At 45.4% G+C, this 19,047-nt stretch carries 14 protein-coding genes; 6 read left to right on the plus strand and 8 right to left on the minus strand.

All coding sequences use genetic code 11. The features are described from left to right. Positions 1-244: 244 nt before the first annotated feature. The 5 genes from MHH56_RS29710 to MHH56_RS29730 all read right to left on the minus strand — a co-directional run bounded on the left by MHH56_RS29710 (position 245) and on the right by MHH56_RS29730 (position 8,680). Entirely contained in the window at positions 245-1,885 is a 1,641-nt protein-coding gene (locus MHH56_RS29710) for an extracellular solute-binding protein (RefSeq protein ID WP_339205216.1), read from the minus strand. A gap of 36 nt (positions 1,886-1,921) precedes the next feature. Beyond that, on the minus strand, positions 1,922-4,222 hold the full coding sequence (locus MHH56_RS29715) for an AraC family transcriptional regulator (protein ID WP_339205217.1): 2,301 nt from the start codon (positions 4,220-4,222) through the stop codon (positions 1,922-1,924). Between the two features lie 167 nt (positions 4,223-4,389). Further along, complete coding sequence (locus tag MHH56_RS29720) at positions 4,390-6,711, minus strand: glycoside hydrolase family 95 protein (RefSeq protein WP_339205219.1); 2,322 nt, start codon at positions 6,709-6,711, stop codon at positions 4,390-4,392. A gap of 62 nt (positions 6,712-6,773) precedes the next feature. Beyond that, the gene (locus tag MHH56_RS29725; RefSeq protein WP_339205220.1) at positions 6,774-7,874 is read right to left on the minus strand and encodes a mandelate racemase/muconate lactonizing enzyme family protein; all 1,101 of its coding nucleotides are present in this window, start codon (positions 7,872-7,874) and stop codon (positions 6,774-6,776) included. A gap of 20 nt (positions 7,875-7,894) precedes the next feature. Then, complete coding sequence (locus MHH56_RS29730) at positions 7,895-8,680, minus strand: glucose 1-dehydrogenase (protein WP_339205221.1); 786 nt, start codon at positions 8,678-8,680, stop codon at positions 7,895-7,897. A gap of 209 nt (positions 8,681-8,889) precedes the next feature. On the opposite strand from MHH56_RS29730, the gene MHH56_RS29735 reads away from it, so the two are divergent. Beyond that, positions 8,890-9,753 (plus strand): AraC family transcriptional regulator, encoded by an 864-nt coding sequence (locus tag MHH56_RS29735; protein ID WP_339205222.1) that lies wholly within the window; start codon positions 8,890-8,892, stop codon positions 9,751-9,753. A gap of 481 nt (positions 9,754-10,234) precedes the next feature. Here the strand turns inward: MHH56_RS29735 and MHH56_RS29740 are convergent, their stop codons facing one another. Both MHH56_RS29740 and MHH56_RS29745 read right to left on the minus strand, forming a co-directional pair. After that, positions 10,235-11,830, minus strand: coding sequence for an SAM-dependent methyltransferase (locus MHH56_RS29740; protein ID WP_339205223.1), 1,596 nt, complete (start codon positions 11,828-11,830; stop codon positions 10,235-10,237). Between the two features lie 212 nt (positions 11,831-12,042). Then, a complete protein-coding gene (locus MHH56_RS29745; protein WP_339205224.1) occupies positions 12,043-13,599 on the minus strand; it encodes an ABC-F family ATP-binding cassette domain-containing protein in 1,557 nt (518 codons plus the stop codon). A gap of 123 nt (positions 13,600-13,722) precedes the next feature. Here MHH56_RS29745 and MHH56_RS29750 point away from each other — a divergent pair, with 123 nt between their 5' ends. From MHH56_RS29750 to MHH56_RS29765, 4 genes are all read left to right on the plus strand, one after another. Next, positions 13,723-14,757: an EAL domain-containing protein gene (locus tag MHH56_RS29750; protein ID WP_339205226.1), complete on the plus strand. Its 1,035-nt coding sequence runs from the start codon at positions 13,723-13,725 to the stop codon at positions 14,755-14,757. Positions 14,758-14,993: 236 nt separating this feature from the next. Beyond that, positions 14,994-15,563 (plus strand): TetR/AcrR family transcriptional regulator, encoded by a 570-nt coding sequence (locus MHH56_RS29755; protein WP_339205227.1) that lies wholly within the window; start codon positions 14,994-14,996, stop codon positions 15,561-15,563. A 103-nt stretch (positions 15,564-15,666) separates the two neighbouring features. Further along, positions 15,667-16,119, plus strand: coding sequence for a GNAT family N-acetyltransferase (locus tag MHH56_RS29760; RefSeq protein ID WP_339209772.1), 453 nt, complete (start codon positions 15,667-15,669; stop codon positions 16,117-16,119). Positions 16,120-16,140: 21 nt separating this feature from the next. Then, positions 16,141-17,343, plus strand: a complete 1,203-nt coding sequence (locus MHH56_RS29765; RefSeq protein WP_339205228.1) for an MFS transporter — start codon at positions 16,141-16,143, stop codon at positions 17,341-17,343. A 143-nt stretch (positions 17,344-17,486) separates the two neighbouring features. Here MHH56_RS29765 and MHH56_RS29770 read toward each other — a convergent pair whose 3' ends face one another. Continuing rightward, positions 17,487-17,840 (minus strand): hypothetical protein, encoded by a 354-nt coding sequence (locus MHH56_RS29770; protein WP_076270337.1) that lies wholly within the window; start codon positions 17,838-17,840, stop codon positions 17,487-17,489. A 396-nt stretch (positions 17,841-18,236) separates the two neighbouring features. Between MHH56_RS29770 and MHH56_RS29775 the strand changes: the two genes are divergently transcribed. Further along, positions 18,237-19,010 (plus strand): DeoR/GlpR family DNA-binding transcription regulator, encoded by a 774-nt coding sequence (locus tag MHH56_RS29775; RefSeq protein ID WP_339205229.1) that lies wholly within the window; start codon positions 18,237-18,239, stop codon positions 19,008-19,010. Positions 19,011-19,047 lie beyond the last annotated feature (37 nt).

Raw genomic sequence — 19,047 nt, forward strand, 5'->3', positions numbered from 1 at the left:
ATCTCTTTTTCCAGAACAATCCCCCCTAGGTAGCTAATGGCCGATGAAATGACAGCGCTTTCTATACGATGATCATAGTAGAAATCCACATTATCCAAACAGGTACATTTGCGTCTTTTAACGTACAATAACCCCTGTTTTCAGGGGGCAAATCGCCGCAGCGGCGTACAATTTTCAGGATTGCTGCTAATAAACGCCAAAAAAACCCGACTGCTTGGGCAGTCGGGTTCTTTCTTATGCATTTCTAGTGCATAGGTTTGTTTTGGTCATATGCTTTTTGCATGATTTCAATAAAACGATCAACCTGCATATTCTCCAGTCCGCTCACATAGGTATCCCAATCCCTATCCAAATCCAAGTTCCCGGTAATAAATTGAAGCATGCTTTGATCAATGTAATTCATCAAATTTGTGCTCAGCATCCCCACTTCATCCGCTTGTGCCGAATCAAGCCAAATGTTCCACACCGGAAACATTTCGTCAGGCTCATGTCCCTCATACAGCAGAGTCGCTTCAATAAGCCTTCGCTCATAGCCGTCGGGCGCGTATATGTCTTTGCTTGCGACCCAGCTGTCTCGATAATCTCTTGGCATATAGAAATGCGCCATCCCGCTCCAGCCGGTGTTCTTTTGCTCAGTGCTTTCGATGGGGATCAGCGTTGCAAATTTGGGCTCCAGCCCTTCACCAAGCGCAGCCTCACCAGCTGTCGGCTTTCGCCAGCCTACGCCTTCAAGACCCGATTGCGCTAGCGTTTGTCCTTCCGGCGTGTACATGTAGTCAACCATTCGAATTAAGGCAATTTGCGCTTCCTTGCTCGCCTTATTCGTAATGACAAATTTAGCTCCCGGTGATATGCCGCCGCTGGCAAAGGTAGCATAGGAAGCATACGGCCCCGCAAGCGGCGGCAGCGGTGCATAATCCTTCGTTCGCTCACTCACGAAGATAGCAGGATGCATGGCTGCAGCTGCGCCGAGAATATCAGCATTTGCATTGTCTCCAGCTTTTTTTAGCGCCTCGGCATTTTGAATAAAGGCTCCCGGATCAATTAAGCCCTCATCATAAAGTGACTTAATATAAGCAATCCCTTCCTTCCATTGCGGCTTATTGGCCGCTGTATCCACCTTCCCATTATTCATATACAAATAATTGCGGTCGTCATCATAAATGAAGCCATTCATCAAATAAGGAACAATATGAACGCCAAAATCTTCCGTCGAGCCGCTCAGCGGAACTTCATCCAATAAACCATTTCCGTTCGGGTCGTTTTGCTTGAACGCTCTCAGCATCTCTTTAAATTCGGCTGTCGTTTTTGGCATATCAAGCCCTAATCGCTGAAGCCACTTCGTGTTTACCCACATTTTGTTTGGATAGGAGCAGTGGAAGCATTCACTATAAGCAACAAGCCCATAAATATTGCCATCAGGAGCTGTATTCAAAGCTTTAAGCTTCGGATCTTTCTCCATCGCGGCTTTAATGTTCGGCGCATATTGCTCTATAAGCTCATTTAACGGCAGAAACACGCTTTGCTTGCCATACTTCAACAAGTCGGATTGTGTGAACTGGTCAATGTAGGCCGTTAAAATATAAGCATCAGGAAAATCGCCGCTTGCAAGTGAAATTTGCCGTTTCTCCTTCGCGCCGTCCATCGAAATAATGTCCCAATTAAATTTGACATTAAATTTATGTTCAAGCAGCCTCGTAAAATCATTTGTTTTCAAATCGATGCTGGTATCCTGCTGAGCGAAAACATTAATCTCGACCGGCTTGTCTAAGGAAGTAAGCGGTGCAGCATCCGTATGAGCTGGCTCATTGCTTTGCGAGCACGCGGCAAGCAGTAAAACTACAAGAAGTATAAGCGCAGATAGGCCTGCGATTCTTTTCTTCATTCAAACCCTCTCCTTATCGGTAACTGCGCTGAACGCTTACACTTCGATCGATTGTCGATATGAGCTTGGCGCAACGCCCATGACTCGCTTAAAGGCTCTTCGGAACGAATGAGAGCTGTTGTACCCGACGCGAGCAGCGATTTCATCAACAGTATAAGCGTTCGTCCGTAATAAGGAGGAAGCCTGCTCTATACGAATCATCTCCAAATAGTCAGAGACATTTATATCCGTAACCTCTTTGAACAATTGTGAAATGTATTTCTCCGGCCGCTCCACCCGCTCTGCAATGCGGTATAAGGTCATCTCAGAGTCGCCATAAGCCTCAGCAATAAACTGCTTAATTTCCTCGACGGTTTGAATATGAACATGATTTTTTTTACTGTTGATGACGCTGCATAATGCTTCTACAATACCGATGATCTCCTCCTGAATAGCCGCCATTGGATTAGAAGCTTGAATGCCGATGATTTGATTTTTCAACGCATGCAGCATATCGGATTCCATGAACGTTTTCTGGTCCAGCAGCTTAAGCAGCGTACCCTTCAGTTCGCCGATCAGCTGCTGCTTCATCTCGATAGATAGCTGCTTATTCTCCATATTAATATTCATAACCGAATGAACCATCCGCTTTGCCTCATCCGAATCTCCCGCACGAATGGTGCTAATCAAGCGCTGCTCAATGTCCATTGGATAATAATATGTCGCTGTTTCAAGCCTGGAGTCCGTAAACCATACGAAGCTCTTTTTGCTGTTAAACTCGGCATACTCGATCGTTTGTTTCGCTTGCTCATAGGAGTGGCTAACGTCAAGAATAGTCGTGAACGCATCTCCGAATGCTGCAGTGACCGAAATCTTATACTCCCTATAAGCGATATCGGACAGCTTCTCAAGAATATGACTCATTCGCAGCTTAGCTGCTTCGACTCCATACTCCCCTTCCATGGTCGTTATAATCGTCACAATTCGATCCGAGCCAAGATCCGTCATATGCAGCTGGCTGTCCAGATCGATTAACGCCTTTTTCAAAATGAGTCTTGCTGCATACAGCTCGTTCAGTATTTCTACGTTGTCCATGCCGGAGTATCCATTTATCTGCAAAATACCGACATAACCCTCATTCGTATCAAACCTCGTATCCGCCTGTACAGCCGCTGCCGTAATTTCCTCAGTAGTGTGAAATTCCCCAGCAATTAACCGTTTCAAGAAACCATCTCTAACTAAAGGAAGCTGCCGTTTTAATTCCGTCTCCAGGTGGCGATTGCTCGTAATGATGCTCGATATGTTGCCTTGCAAAAAATCATATTCGTTTCGGCCCGTGATGCCATCCTTGCCGAACTGCTCCTTCATAACCGTAAGCAGCCTATTCATTGGTGCGCTGTTTCGGTAGGACAGGAGCAGACCAGCCAGCAGGCCGAGAAGTAAAGCGATGCCTGTCACCAGCCAAGTAATATGTTTAATTTGATTTGCGTTTTCCATCAGCACCTGCTTTGGAATTCCCGCTCGATAGGTCCAACCATTTTTTTCGGAATGGATCGTAATGACGAGATCGTTATTATAAAATTGACTAACTTTGTCTTGGATGAGGCGTGAATCCGAAGACAGCAGCTTGGCATTTTCCTCGCTAATTCCGCGCAGTCCAACTGTATTCCCTTGCGCATCGCTAATATGAGCCCAGCCGCCGTAACGATCCTCTACTCCCGCGAGCAGGCTAGATATGTTTTCTTCATCAATCATGACGACCACAGTGGCAGGCGATGAGCCGCTAAAGCTGTCCAAAGGGAGCGACTGCATATACGTAACGACGGAGGATTGTTTGGCATTGCTAGTAAAGGAGCGAAGAGGCATAATTTCACTTCGGTGAGTTTTATCCAGTACTGTTTCCTTCCATTCCGCGAGCGTAAGATCGTTATAATGAAAGTTCTGATAATAATGTTCGGGACGGAAATAGGCGGAGCCCTGTGTAAAGATCACATCATAGTTATTTAAGTAGATAAAATAGTTTTGCAAAAAATCATTTGTCTGGCTAAACGGCGTTACCTGTCTCACCATGCTCCAAATGCCATAGACGTTGACGATGTCGCCTTTTTTCTGCTCATTCATTAATTTATTTAAATCAGGATTCAAAGCGAGCTGCCTTGTGAAGCCCTCAACCTCAACCATCCTTCTCTCCAAAATATCCTGGCTCCGCTGCAGCAATGTGACGCTATTCTCAATGGAAATGGATTGTGTCACCGAGATTGAAGTACGATAGGAAACGTAGCCCGCTATGCTTGGAATGACCAAAATAATAAGATATGAAATGAGAAATTTCCGAAAAATGGTTGAGTACTTTGGCACGGTCAACCCACCTCCTTTGATTGTTAGCGCTTACATAACATAGGCAGTACAGAAGCCTGGAAGCAACGAAAGAGCTTCGCTCATTTATAATAACTTACTGACGCGAAAAGACAACTACTATTAAAAACAAGTAGTTGTCTTATTCATTAACTAGGCACACATTCCGTTTAAGCTTCTTGCTGTACTTGAGCTTTCAAGTCTTTATCGAATCGATAGACGCGGCCGGGAATCAGAGTAATTTGCACTTCCTGCTCACCGAATCTTACGACCGTTTCCCCTATAGAGAAAGCTTGAATCGTTGCTTCAGTCAGCACGCCATTTTCCCACGACACGTCAACCTCTACATTTCCTTTGGCACGCAGTCCTTTGTATGACCCTTTGTTCCAGACAGCGGGAAGCGCTGGAAGCAGGTGAATTTCGCCCGGCTGGCTTTGAAGGAGCAGATCCGCTACCGCTGCGGTTCCGCCATAATTGCCGTCGATGACAAAAATATTCGTCTCCGCTCCGGCTACACCCGCCTTGGAATAGGTCAGCATATTATCGAAGCACAGCTCTCCAATTAAATGAGTGATATGCTTTAGCGCACGATCACCTTCGTACAATCTGGAGAAGCCGGTGGAGAACAGTACCGCTGTAAATTCAATATCCTCCAGCTCATCGGTCTGCATTCGGCCAATCAACGTTTGCTTAGCGGCAGCACTCAGCTCCGGCGTCTTCCGCGGTGTAATTTGATTGCTCGGGTATAAGCCAAATAGATGAGCAAGGTGGCGATGCTCCGGCTGCGCCTCCTCATAATCCTCGAGCCACTCCTGCAGCTGTCCTTTTTTTCCGATCATGAGAGGCGGCATCAGCAATAATGCTTGCTCCAGCTTCTCTTGGAACTCAGAATCCATTTGCAGCAGCTTCGCCGACTCTAGGCAAAAAGTGAACAAATCCCATATCAGCTGCTGGTCCATCGTTGAGCCCATCGACAGCTGCTGAGCTTCATCCTTGCTGCCGCTCGGATAAAAGCTGTTCTCAGGCGAATTGGACGGTCCGGTTACGAGCCAGCCATAAGTAGGGTGCACAGTCATATAATCGAGGAAAAAGACCGCCGATTCCTTCATAACGGGATACGCCTGCTTCATTAGGAAATCGCGGTCAAGCCCATACTCATAATGCTCCTTCAAATGCATCGCAATCCATAATCCGCCTGTTACATTCAGTCCCCAGCCCGTCTCCCAGCCCGGTGCCGAGAAGCCCCAAGCATTCGAGAACACATGCGCCACCCAGCCCTCGCTTCCGTAGAAATCCTGAGCCGCTTGCCTGCCTGCGACAGATAAACGTTCAATATAGTTCATCAATGGTACATGGCATTCCGCCAAATTGCTTATTTCCGTCGGGTAATAGTTCATTTCCGTGTTGATATCCAAGTGGTAGTCGCAGCTCCAAGCCATGCGATTCGCTTCGCCATCGTTCCACACGCCTTGCAAATGCAGCGGCAGCGGCGAATCCTCGCGCGAACCTGCAATCGTTAGATAACGGCCGTATTGGAAAAATAAAGCGACTAAATCCGGATCATCATAATGCCCGTTCCGAAGCTGCTTCATCCGCTCGTCTGTTGGCAGCTTCGCACTCGCCGTATCGCCTAAATCAAGGGTAACACGAGCGTACAAATCGCGATAATCTACAATATGATCCGCTCTTAGTCGCTCATAACCTTTGGCAATAGCATCGTTAATTTGCGCATGGCATTCCGAAGCCCAATTCTCATCCGTCCTGCCATAATCCGTATTCACCGCGAAATATATAAACGCCTCATCCGCTTGCGATACCTTGATTTCATTACCACTAGCTTCGATAATGCCGCCTACGGCAACGACCTTCACCTTGCCCTCGCAAAACACACCACATTTTCCGTTGCTGTGCACATCTTCCGTCGCTTGGCCGCGGAACCCAATTGTATCGTTATCCGCAGCTGTCGTTGCAAAATCTCCGGTTCTACCTTGAATGCTCAGCGAGAAGGATATTGCCCCTTTTAGCTCACTCTTTATGCGCGATACAACAATGCCATCGGCATGCGTTGCGAACGTCTCACGTGTTATTTTGCCGCCAGAGCTTGTATAGGAAGTTTGTACGATTGCCTTTTCCAAGCTTAACTCACGAACCAGATCTTCCCCTTGCTGCTCGAAGCACAGATTGATATCGCACACAGAAAGGTTTGTGCCAAAGTTTTGCTTCTTCGGCTGCAGCCCTTGCTTAGCAAGCCGGTCTCCCTCGCTATAATTGCCCTTGAAAAACTGCTCTCTCATCTGCTCCAGATTGGCTTTCGGGTTTCCGTTTCCTTGAATGCGCTCCACCTGACCCGACCAGTAAGTAATTTCTGTCATGCTCCACGTTTCGCTTTCTATTCCACCGTGAATGACCGCGCCTATTCTTCCATTCCCTATCGGCAGTCCTTGCTTCCAATCGACTGCTGGCCCTGAATACCAAAGCTTTGAATGATTCATGCAGTCCCCATCCTTTAGTTATAAGATTCGTGTAACAAATGATTTGTCAATTTCCCTGCTATCTATCGAATACGGAATTCATTAAAATATTTAGGAATGATTTCAGTGGAAGCGCCCGGCAGCTCCGGCAGCACATATTGTCCATTCTTGACGGTTGCCGGTTCAACAAAGATCGTTCTGATCCAAGGGATATACTCAAGCATCATTGCCCCCGGCGTAGCCGCCACCAAATGCTGGTGAATTTGTCCCATATCGCCGACATGCGGGCATATTGGTATGTCGTACGAAGCGGCCAGCCCCGCGACCTGCAGCCACTCCGTAATACCCGCTACCCGCGTAACATCAACCTGACAATATTCGATAGCGCCTTGATGAATATAATCACGGAACGCATATTTCGAGTACACATGCTCACCGAGTGCAATCGGAACATTTAGTGCATCAGCCAGCTTCTTGTGACCTAAAATATCATCAGGATTAAGCGGCTCCTCCAGCCAAAATAAATCAAATTCCTCCAGCTTCTTGCCCCAAGTCATCGCCGTATTAATATTCCATTGCTGATTGACGTCGATCATAAAGATCACCTGATCGCCAATCGCTTTGCGCACCGCCTTCACTCGGTCATAATCTTCATGTGGATCGGACTTGCCAACTTTAATTTTCACCCCTGTAAACCCCTGCTCGATAATGTCCGTGACATCCTTCAGCAAACGCTCCTTCGACCAGTTCAACCAGCCGCCGTTCGTGTTATAGGCTTTAATGCCTTTTGATTTATGTCCGCCAAGGTACTGCCATAACGGCTTATTGGACGCCTTCGACATAATGTCCCATAACGCAATATCCACAGCAGCAAGCGCCATATGCGTAATGCCTGCCCGTCCGATCCAGTGCATTTTGCCATACCGCAGCGTTTCCCAAATCTCCTTTACCATAAAAGGGTCCTTGCCGATCAACTCCGGAGCGTAATAACGTTCAATCGTGTCGACGATCATATCATCGCCATGGGCGCAGGTTCCTGTGTAGCCGTATCCGACGTAACCTTCATCTGTAAAGATCCGAACGCCTGACAGTCCCCAGTGCGTCGCCACATTAATCGCATCCGTTATTGGCGGGTCGATGGGGACATGAAGAACGAATGTTTCCACTTTTGTGATTTTCATCATTTGTACTCCCTTCCTTTTGTTTAATAGCCTAGCGAAGCTCCACCCTCAACCGGAAGAGCTACACCCGTTATGAAAGCCGCTTGCTGGGAAGCCAAATACAGTACCGACTGCGCGATCTCCTCCGAGGTTGCTGATCGGCCAAGCGGATGCATCGCATTCAGCGCATCCAGCGCTGCTGCTTGATCAGGCTGCTGTCTCAGCCAATCTTCCAGTAAAGGCGTCATCACACCCGCCGGACACACACAGTTGACTCTTACACCATCCGCTGCAAAATCGAGCGCCAATGACTTCGTCAGCGCAATAACGGCACCTTTGGAAGCAGCATAAATCGGATTATTCCGCTGCCCGATAAGACCGTTCAGCGAAGCCATATTCACAATCGCGCCTTTGGTCTGCCGCAATAGCGGAATCGCGTGCTTGATCATCAAATACACGCCCTTCACATTTACCGCAAGAACATGGTCAAATGACTGCTCATCGATTTCCTCAAGCGGCTTTGGCAGTATAACCGCTGCATTGTTATACAGAACATCGAGCTTGCCGAATGTCTGAACCGTTTCTTTCATAAGCGCTTCAACCGCACTCTCACGCGATACATCCGTCTGCATTGCCCGCGCACTTCTATATGGAAGCCCTTTCAAGATTCCTTGTTGTTTATTGATTTCATCAGCCACGCGCTGCCCTTCATGCTCATTCCAATCCGCTATTACGACTTGTGCGCCCTCTGCCGCGAACAACCGTGCGCTTTCCTCGCCGATACCAGAACCGCCGCCGGTTATAAGCACAACCTTATCTTTAAATCTCAAAGGCATTCCTCCATGTACACGCAATCGTTAATGAAGCTAAAGAAAAGATTTATGTTGTTAATTGATCCACATCAGCTATTGCTGTTCATTCCCCAATATTTTTGTTATTGTATCATCTATACAGGAACGTGTATTTGATCAGACATCCATTAAGTTGACAATTCATCCGCTAAATTTTATATGAATATACCAAAGAAAAGGGTGTTCGCTTGAAGAAGCTGAACGAGATCACGCCTCATGTCGGAGATTCCATGTATTACCTTTACGATGGCAGCTCCAATGAGAAGCTGCGTATTTGCAGCGTTTATGCCTTTCATTTATTTACTGATGGTCCCGGAGAAATGGAGATTGACGGCAAGAAATACCCTATCAACAATCGAACGCTAATCTTTCTTAGGCCAGAGCAGCCTCACGCCTTCCATATTTCATCCGACCATCCGCTGTCCTCCTACAATTTGTATTGTGATCTCTGGAATCAGAGTGATCCCGTCTCTGCCAATCGAACGTTCATCTACGCCCCGGAGCCGTTCGAGCTGAATACCGTCGCCCCTTCCATGGCATGTGATGAACTCGACAGCCTGCCATGCGTATTTTCCTTGCAGCCTTATCCAGAGCTGTACGATTCCTTCTTAATGCTCGCTAAGCTGTATAATGATTCGCAATTTTACCGAACAGAGATGATGAACAGCTTGCTCTATGCTTGGATTCTGAACTGGTACAATACGATTCATACGCACCAGCCTACCGATTATCGCATCGTCCGCTTGCTCACGCATCTAAATGCTCATCCTGAGAAACGCGAGTCCGTCGAGACATGGTGGGAATTTTGCGGGCTGAAGCGAACCTACTTTCATGCTTTGTTTCTAAGAGAAACCGGACTCACGCCTAAAGCCTACCATCACAAGCTGCTCATGAGACGCGCTTCCCATCTCTTGCTCGAAAGCGAGTTGAGCGTTACCGCCATTGCCGAGAAGCTTGGTTATGCCTCTATCCATCCTTTTACTCGTCATTTCAGCGCCTTCTATGGCACCAGTCCAAAACATTACCGCATGCAGCCTCAGTCAGAGAAATGACCAGACCAGTAACGAAAAAGCTGGAAGCACACATATGTGCTTCCAGCCACAAAACAGTATATGTTGATCGTCCTTGAGCACACATTTGCGCTTACAGCCTCAATATAGCCTAGGTAGCTCGTCCGTAAGCACACATATGTGCTTATTACGCCAATTCGAAGTGTGCGCAACAATGAAAAATGGCTGTAAGCACACATTTGCGCTTACAGCCTCAATATAGCCTATATAGCTCGTCCGTAAGCACATATACGTGCTTATTACGCCAATTCGACGTGTGCGCAACAATGAAAAATGGCTGTAAGCACACATTTGCGCTTACAGCCTCAATATAGCCTAGGTAGCTCGTCCGTAAGCACACATACGTGCTTATTACGCCAATTCGACGTGTGCGCAACAACGAAAAATGGCTGTAAGCACACATTTGCGCTTACAGCCTCAAAATAGCCTATGTGGCTCGTCCGTAAGCACACATATGTGCTTATTACGCCAATTCGACGTGCGAGGAACATTGAAAAAGGCTGCTCCTCCTATTGATGGCAGTCAACAACGACTTTGCTTCCTCATGTTCTGGCTCCATCGCCAAAACTTGATGCGCATATTGCAATGCTTCTGGCTCTTCGCCCTCTTCATAGCAGCAAATCGCCAGCTTGTAGAGTGCATCCGCATTAGTCTTGCCAGCCTCCATCGAACGCTCCAAATATAGCCTCGCATCCGCATACAACTCCAGCTCATAAAGCAGACTTCCGCATGCCAAAGCCAAATGGTGCTGTTCATTCATCGGATAATAGCTCGCCCACATCATTTGCATGCCCCGCCGAAGATCATCGGCTTCTTCGTCGCTGCTATCTGGCAGCAGCGACTGTATGCGCTCAGCGCTTTGAATGAACAATTGCGCATCGTAGCGGCTGAGTCGCCAGAAAGGTAAAATAGAATAAAGCTCTAGCGACTCCAAATGCTCATCAAACCATAACTTCAAGCTAAAGAAATCATCCGGTCCAAAACGTTCAACAAAACGACGATAAGCTAAGCGTGTGTTCGCATAGGTCGCTGGCTTCTCCAGCATGATGATGCAGCCGACATTCAAATTTTTATAATGATGGTTAGTAAAATAGGACAATGCGCCTTTTTGTTCAAAAACATGCTGTATAGCATGATAATTGGCCGTGAGCGAAAAGCTGCCGTGATGAATCAGCTCGGGCGGCTCAGCAAATGCCCAGTTCTCCATTCGGTGATCGCCTTTATCGGCTGTAAGCAGCACAAATCCCGCTTGTGATAACCGTCCAAGCCGTTCAAGACAATCCATCCCAATCTCCGGGAAGAGGATATGCGAATCCTCAAGCTGCTGCTTATACAGCTCAATCACATTCCGATAAGGATACGATTGCTCTTCATACTCGGCTGCTCTTCGGTAATGATACTCGGGTTCTATGCTCACCAGCATGTCCGATACATCTCTGCCATCCTCCTCAGCAGCAGGTACCGCGAAGGACACTTTACATTCAAAAGTATGACCTTCATCCACATAAATGAGCTCCTGCGGAATGCTGTCAAAAAAATAATTGGCAACAAGCAGCAGCGGCTCCTTCAGGTCTGCCTGCTTTATCGTGACGCTCGATTCCGTCAATCGAAGCTCTGTATCACGTACCGCGTCAAACTTAGCGAAATCGAGTATTCCTTGCTGGACAAATGGCTGTAAGCGTTCATGCTGCTGCCAATAGGCAATATTTTTGACTGGCAAATCACTCATGATGTAACGAAACGGCGGAAGCTCCATACCTGCAAAATCTATCAACTCACATAATGCCGTCAACACTTGAAAGGCTAGTCTACCCGAGCCTGCTCCAAGCTCAAGGATCGTAATCGGTTCCTCCGATATGCCGCCTAACCTTGCTCTATCCTGTAAAAACCCAAATATGATCTCCGCATAAGCAGACGCGATCACAGGATTGTTCGTAATGTACTGCGGCACTTCATCATTTTGCCACGCCTCGATGCCCTGCTCTTCAAAATAAGCGCGCTGCAGCTCCCAAATCGGCGCTTCGCTAAATCGGTAAATCGGCTGATCGCTATTATTCATTCTTTTAAACCTACTTTGCTTAATATAATAAAAGAATTAATCTGGCCTTATCCAAATATCCTAGGTCAAATCCATCCGCTTTAAACCTAGCATCTGTATGCAGCCTTGTCTACTCTCGCCTTAATGAACCAGCGAAATGGTTTCACCTGCCCTACGCAAAAGAGGAGACGAGCCTGCAGGCTCGTCTCCTCTTTTTGGCTATATTAGACGAATTAAAATACCTTCGTCGTCCATGATTCACAGTTCCATGTATCGGTTACAACATCGCGGTAAAATTCTGGTTCGTGAGAGATAAGCAAAATGCTGCCTTTGTACGCCTTAAGCGCACGTTTCAGCTCATCCTTCGCATCGACATCCAAGTGATTGGTCGGCTCATCCAGGACTAACAGGTTTGTTTCGCTGTTGATCAGCTTGCAAAGGCGAACCTTCGCCTTCTCGCCGCCGCTAAGCACCGCAATTTTGCTTTCAATATGCTTGGTCGTCAGCCCGCATTTCGCGAGTGCCGCCCGTACTTCGAATTGGGAGAGTGAAGGGAACTCCTTCCACACTTCCTCAATACACGTATTGTAGTTTGCATCCTTAATTTCCTGTTGGAAATATCCGATTTGCTGATGCTCCCCGCGCTGTACCGTACCCGATATAGCTGGAATTTCGCCTAAAATACTGCGAAGCAGCGTCGTTTTACCAATACCGTTCGCCCCTACGAGAGCAATCTTCTGACCGCGTTCCATACGAAGATCAAGCGGTCTCGACAACGGACTGTCATATCCGATAACAAGCTCCTTCGTCTCAAATATGAGCTTGCCCGAGGTTCTTCCGTCCTTGAAGTTGAACTGCGGCTTCGGCTTTTCCTTCGCAATTTCAATGACTTCCATCTTATCGAGCTTCTTCTGTCTCGACATCGCCATGTTCCGCGTCGCTACGCTCGCTTTGTTGCGTGCTACGAAGTCCTTCAAATCAGCTATTTCCTGCTGCTGACGCTTATATGCCGATTCAAGCTGCTGCTTTTTCATTTCATGAACCTGTTGGAAGTATTCATAATCGCCCACATAGCGGTTCAGCTCTTGATTCTCCATATGATAAATGAGGTTAATTACACTGTTAAGGAACGGAATATCATGTGAAATGAGAATGAATGCATTCTCGTACTCTTGCAAGTAACGCTTCAGCCATTCGATATGCTGCTCATCGAGATAGTTCGTCGGCTCATCGAGAAGCAAAATGTCCGGCTTCTCCAGCAGCAGCTTCGCTAGAAGCACCTTCGTCCGCTGCCCTCCGCTCAAATCATTAACGTCCTTATCGAGACCAATATCCGTAAGGCCAAGACCACGAGCCGTTTCGTCAATTTTCGCGTCAATCAAATAGAAATCCTGATTCGTCAGCGTATCCTGAATCGTTCCAACATCCTCAAGCATTTGCTCGAGTTCCTCTGGCGTCACATCGCCCATTCTGCCGTACATATCGTTCATTTCTTGTTCCATATCGAGCAGGTACTGAAAAGCTCCCTTCAGCACGTCCCGCATCGTCATTCCTTTGCTGAGAACCGCATGCTGATCGAGATAACCTACGCGCATGCGCTTCGACCATTCAACCTTGCCGTCGTCAGGCTGCAGCTTGCCTGTAATAATGTTCATAAAAGTGGACTTGCCCTCGCCGTTAGCGCCGATCAGTCCAATATGCTCGCCTTTAAGCAGGCGGAAGGATACGTCGTTGAAGATCGCGCGATCTCCAAAGCCGTGGCTTAGTCGTTCTACGTTTAATATGCTCATGAATGACACCTTTTCTTTTGGAATATTATCGTTTTATTATAAACGTTATAGGCCCTACAACTCAATGTGGGATTAAATTGTTCATGAACTTCGACACGATTCGATAATTTTGATATAATTAACATGAAATTTTTAACATATTTCGGGTTAGGCGGTGCCATCATGAGTTGTCAAAATTGTGAGCTTGTCCCCCCTATTCAAGACCAAGGTAAGATAAAACTCGTTACCCCGCAGAAATCCGAACAGATACAATACACATCCAAAGAACAGCTTTTGGAGTATTTGAATAAGCTGTTGCAGCAATTGAGTCCGGAAGAGCAATCATCTGTTCAAATCGAATTTGGGAACGTAGGAGAGACAAGCTCTGCTTTGACTCCCTATCGTCTCCCTCTCAACCTATTTGCCGCACGCATTCATCACCATCACCTCGTCCATATGATAGCTGATAATCATTTTACAAGTTTTATGCAGCCCATTATGGATATCGATAGCCAAAACATTTTCGCCTATGAGTTTCTCATGCGCCCTGCCGAAGGGCAACCTGCCTTCCAACCTTATGAACTATTTCAGGTTGCACAGCAAACTGGCCTGCATTCTTTTCTTGATCGCTCTGCCCGTATTTCAGCGATTCAAGTCAGTGCTATGCACCTCAAAAAGGGAACAAAACGGTTCATAAACTTTTTACCTTCATCCATTTATAATCCTAATTATTGCTTAAGTCATACCTTTGAGGCGATTGAGCAATATGAGCAGGACCCGCAGGATTTTGTTTTTGAAGTCGTAGAAACGGAAAAGATTTCGGATGTGTTGCATTTAAAAAACATTTTTAATGTATACAAAGAGCACGGTATTCAAGTTGCACTGGATGATGTTGGATCTGGATTTTCTACGTTAGACGTTTTGGAAGAGCTCAAGCCCCATTTTGTAAAAATAGATCGTGAATTGGTAAGCCACTGCGATAGCAACGATAAGAAACAGAAGCTCATTGCAGACATCGTGCGAAGTGCGAGATCGTTTGGCGCTACGGTTTTAGCAGAAGGAGTGGAACGGAAAGAAGAGCTCGATTTCTGTAAAACGCAGCAGATCACTCTTGCTCAGGGTTATTTAATAGGCAAACCTGCCCCGCTGCCATTATCAAATAAACCAATTTTGATTTAATTAACTTCATCTGAACCCATCGTTGCCACGGTATCCTCCATGTGATTATCGTGGCCTTTTTTTATACATGTTCAACCCATTCCCTCTTTCTCTTAAACTCCAATAATCAAATGCAGCTCTCCAAAGCGCAGTTCGCGATTGACAATAGCAAGGCAAGTGGTTAATATTATCATATAAAACTATTCTAGTTTTTTTAGTTTTCTCAAGTCTAAAGTTTTCTCTCAGGGGGTCTGTTCTTGATAGATCGAATTATGAAAGCATTTATCGAAGAGATTCATGATAAAGGAATCAAATTTACAATGGACGATTTGGCCTCTCGGCTAGGGATTAGCAAACGGACATTGTACGAGCATTTCCCTTCTAAAGTAAGTATTTTGGAAGCACTCATTGCGCAAACTTTAGGTGAATTCGATGAGAAAACAGCTCTGATCACACAAGATGCAAGCTTATCGATTATTGAGAAAATCAGAGGTATTGTAACCCTTCTAACAAAACATTATGAATTATATGATATACGGATACTGGAGCAAATGAAGCGTTACTACCCAGAGCAATGGAAAAAAATTGATGATGCGCTGACCGATGACTGGGATGCATTGCGCAGCGTCATTGAACAAGGCATTCACGAAGGCATTATAGTTAACAAAAATATATCTGTCATTATGAAGCTAATGATCGACGCAGCAAACTCAACACTCGATCAACGCTTTTATCAAAAAAATGATATTACGCTTTCCGAAGCTTTATCCACCATTGTCGATATTATTCTATTTGGACTAGTACCTAGAGCTTCAAAGGGAGAATAAAAGCCAACGCTTTTATTCTTTTTTTAAACAGCTAGAAAACTACAAAAACAAAAATAGTTTCATGAGTATTGAAATTTACTGCAAAAGAAAGCGAGTGAACAGAATGAGTCTTCATTTTTGTAAAGTAACAACAGAAAACTGGCGCGCTGTAGCCGCATTATCGGTGTCCAAGGAGCAGCAACCATTTATCGAAAGCAACGCCTTTTCTTTAGCCGAATGTTTATTTGAGAAAAACGCAGCATCGCTTGCATTATATGATGGGGAAACCTTAGTCGGCTATGCGATGTACGGCTGGCAAAACAACGTGAACAAGAGTGTGTGGCTGGACCGCTTTATGATTGATCACCGCTTCCAAGGAAACGGATATGCCAAACGTTTTATCCCCATACTACTCGAATATTTACAGCACTTATATGAAAGCCGAACCATTTATTTGAGCCTCCATCAACATAATTCGCGTGCTCAACAGCTTTATGAACATTTTGGATTCCGCTTAAACGGTGAGATTGATGCAGACGGGCCGGTTGTCGGAATGGTCATGGAATTAAATTTATAGAAACATAATAGGTGAAACCATATGAAAACATTATTTAGTAATCGCGTTTATTTATTAGTTACCGCTTCTGATTTATTGCAAAATATAGGTACATGGATACGGAACATTGCTTTGCTCTTTTTTGTATTGGAAAAATCAAATAATGACCCGGTCGCTGTGTCGATGCTGACGGTTATCGAATATTTTCCTATCTTTGCTGTTGCCCTTGTAGGCGGGGCACTCGTTGATCGGTGGAATCCCAAAAAAACGATGATTATAGCTGACTTATTAAGTATCGTATCTATTTTGCTCATCATTGGCGTTTTGGATCTAGGCTTCTGGCCAGCTATTTATATAGCCACTTTCGTATCAACTATTATTACACAGTTCTCTCAGCCATCATCCATTAAGCTTATTAAACGTTATGTCGAACCGCAGCATGTTGGAGCAGCTGTTGGTTTAACGCAAAGCATGAACTCGATTTTCATGATTGTTGGGCCTGTCATCGGTACCGCTATTTACGTTAATTTTGGACTTAAGGTGTCCTTATACAGCTTATTGATCCTATTCGCCCTTTCTGCCTCCTTTCTTTCGTTTCTTCCTAAACAGACCCGTGAAGAGAAAAAAGAAAACAGCTCTGTTCTGAAAGAAATTAAAGAGGGCATGATCTACCTCCGTCAAAATAGAATATTGGTTGTTATAGCCGTATGGTTTGCTATTGATGGCCTGTCTTGGGGACTTATTCAACCACTTGATGTATTTATATTGACGGAAAGACTGCAATTGCCGAAAGAGAATTTGCAATGGTTCAGTATGTTATACGGAGTCGGGATGCTAGCTGGGGGATTAATAGCTGCTTCTATTGGCAATCGTTTCGAAACTCGGAAAATATTTACCGTTGTTATTATTGTAACGGCGACGGGAGTGCTCGTTCAGGCGCTTTCCACTTACGTTTGGTTAACCGCATCATTCCATCTGCTGGTCGGTTTATTTTATACCGTGCTGCAAGTACTGCTTAATATGCTATTTATCAAATCCGTACAGGATGAATACGTTGGCCGAGTTAACGGAGTAATGGTTCCTGTATTTATCGGATTTATGTTAATTGGTACGTTTTGCTCAGGGTTTCTGAAAGAAGCGACCTCTTTAATTTTCGTGTACGGGACTTCCAGCTTCGTATTGCTGCTGACGCTGCCTATCATCGCTAGATTAAAGCCAAAGCATTTGAGCAAAATGAAGCAATAGCAGTGAGCTAGGGATTAAATCAAAGAAAACACCCAACTATTCTCGCGAAAAAGCGAACTCGCAAGTTAGATGGGAGATTAAATTAAATCGCTATGATTAACCTTTTTTTATGGCTTTTAATAAAAGGATTGCTCTACGTTACTCTATCTGTTTTTTGTCGTGCGACGCGAAGTTGCGGCTGTCCGTGATTTTGCGTCGTATTTTTTATTTTTTATTCTTGCTGGTTTTCTGGATAGATTGCTGACGGTTGCCTTTGGTCCAAAAAATGAACCAACTACTTTGAAAGTAGGAGGGATCTGTTGAACGAAGCCAAACAACTGCTGCATTCTTCCCATCATGGACATGATTCCATCAATACCGCCGATTCGACTAAACATAGACCCTGCTCTTTCAAAACCAGGCTCAAAAGTAGAATCAACCGGTTGACTAAAGTCATTAAATGGTTCATCTACAGTAGGAAGAATTGCGCTTATACGAGCTCTTTTTCTTCTTTCCACTTCGAATCACATTCCTTTTCTTAGTAATGTTGATATAGGTCTACTTCAAACTATGCAAGTACACCTCTATCGGTATAGTTAGTCATCTATAAAGCTCAAATTTGTACCTTATCTTTTTAAAATATGTTCCCAGTTTGGCGGTAAATCACCCTTCTGCGGGCCTTTTATATGCTTCCAGCCTACTAGCCTTACATTATCAGGATTCATCGGAGATATATCAAACGTCAATCGCTCCTCTCCGACTGAAATGAGCGGACCAACTACAGGAATGGCTACCTCTCAACTTAAACGTGAACAAAACAGAATTATCATGAATAAAAATGATTGACAAAACCGAATAAAACCGAATAACATGGAATTGTAACTGGTTATAAAATCCAGAGGAGGCGATTCGATTTGTTTACCGATGAGCGTCGTGACAAGATTATTGAGCTGCTGCAAAAAAACGGCAGAGTACTCGCCAAGGAACTCGCGGATAGGTTTGAATTGTCGATTGATTCCATCCGAAGAGATCTATCGATTATGGAGGAGAAAGGGCTGCTCAAACGTACGCATGGCGGCGCAATACCAGCTTCTAAAGTCCGCAGCGCCCCGCTCCCGCCAGACCTTCGTTATAAAGAGGCTTCCCCGCATCAAGATGCCATATCGAAATTAGCAGCTTCTTTTATACAAGAAAAGGATACTGTATTTATAGGCAGTGCAGGCATCCATTACGGCATGTTAAAGTTTCTTCCTGAGGTACCTTTTACGGTGGTTACGAATGCAATCAGAGTTGCTGATGCGTTGAAGGATCGTGAAGCTATTGATGTTTATTTGATAGGCGGCAAAGTGAAGAGCTCCGGAAACATTTCCGATACACTCGCTAATCAGTTTCTTAGACAATTCACTTTAGATCTGTGCTTCGCTGCTGGGGGCGGAATTTCCAAAAACGGGGTAAGCACCTCCTCACCGGAAGTGGCTTCATTAGGACGAACGGCGGTCGAAATTTCTAGAAAACGAATTTGTCTAGCTCCTCATGAGAAGCTAGGGGTCGATTTTTTTGCCAAAGAAGGCCCCATTACCGATATGGATCTATTAATTACCGATAGTGAAGCCAGCATAACGGCTATTGAGGATATTGAGAACAAAGGTGTCAAAGTGTTAATTGCTCAGATTCCAGAGGTATCTTAATCATTCTTAAATCGGGGCTGCGGCTGCAGCTCCGTCT

Source organism: Paenibacillus sp. FSL K6-3182 (assembly GCF_037976325.1).
In the GTDB taxonomy this organism is placed as follows: Bacteria; Bacillota; Bacilli; order Paenibacillales; family Paenibacillaceae; genus Pristimantibacillus.